1 protein-coding gene is annotated in these 1,233 nt (G+C 36.1%); it reads right to left on the bottom strand.

The features are described 5' to 3' along the window. Positions 1–3 precede the first annotated feature (3 nt). Positions 4–1,151, bottom strand: a protein-coding gene (locus ACH0B5_RS18025; protein ID WP_341361548.1) for an IS3 family transposase whose coding sequence is annotated in 2 segments (ribosomal slippage) — positions 4–878 and positions 878–1,151 — 1,149 coding nt in all. Because the reading frame shifts where the segments join, the coding sequence is not laid out codon by codon here. Positions 1,152–1,233: the final 82 nt, after the last annotated feature.

The following is a 1,233-nucleotide window of genomic DNA, read 5'->3' as shown; positions in this document are numbered from 1 at the left end:
ACCCTACTTTACAGTTAGTTGACGGTATTTAACCGGCGATTGGCTGTTTAGTTTCGTTTGAATACGGATATTGTTATAATATTTTATATAGTTTTCGACGATTTGGATCACATGCGCATTCGTTGTGCGATTGATTCCGTCGAGATAGAACGTTTCAGACTTTAGCGAGGAGTGAAACGTTTCAATTGGAGAATTATCAGCGGGCGTGCCTTTACGAGACATGCTCATGGTAATTCTTTTTTCTTTTACTGCCTTTTGATAGTCATAGGACGTATATACAGAACCTTGATCGCTATGCAGGATACAGCCTTCAGGTAATTCTGGTAGCTGATTTAATGTATCTAAAACAAACTCTGTATCTTGAGTAAATCCGATTGTACGCGCTACAATCTCGCCATTAAAGACATCTAGAATACTTGAAAGATACATCATTGATTGACCAAAAGGCAAGTAGGTAATATCTGTTACTAACTTTTCAAATGGTGCTTCCGCTGTAAATTCACGATTTAATAAATTCGGTGCGACGTATGCTGGTTGTCCAGTGCGTTTACGTTTCTTCACTTTTACTCGACACTGCCAACCATATTTTTGCATTACTTTTTGTACTGTATTTTCACTTATCGGTTCTCCATAAATGCTTGTGATTTTTCGGTATCCGTATCGATATTTATGAAGTTTACACAACTCACCCATTCTCTTATCCCGAATGTCTTTCTTTGTTTCAACGTTATTATTCTTTTTCCAACGATAATAAGATGATCTACCTACCCCCAAGTGGTCACAGATTTCGCCAATTGTCATGACTTCTTTTAGTTCTTCTACCAATTGCACAACTATTCTTGGTACCACTTCCTTTCCCATTCTGCGTACTTTTTTAAAACTTCAATTTGTTGCTTTAAATAACGGTTCTCAGCCTTTAATTTAGCTGTTTCATTTTCATATTCTGGTCCTTTACCATAGGTATATTGCTTTCCAACTGGCTGTTCAAGGCGATGAAGTTCTCCATTTCGATACCACTTCATCCACGTTTTTAGTTGTGTATAATTTCGAATATTCAATTCTTCTAAAACTTGATTAACAGGTATTCCTGCTAATCTCATTTCGATTGCTTTCATTTTAATTTCTACTGGATAACTAACTCTTGTTCCCATAGAAAAAACACCTCCACGTTGGATTTATAGGTTTAATACCCGTTTTTCAACGAAAGGTGTTTTTATTTGTCTCATTTTTTTA

Origin of the sequence: Ureibacillus sp. 179-F W5.1 NHS, from assembly GCF_045369345.1 — a bacterium.
In the GTDB taxonomy this organism is placed as follows: Bacteria; Bacillota; Bacilli; order Bacillales_A; family Planococcaceae; genus Ureibacillus; species Ureibacillus halotolerans.
This window is presented reverse-complemented; position numbering and strand designations above follow the sequence as displayed.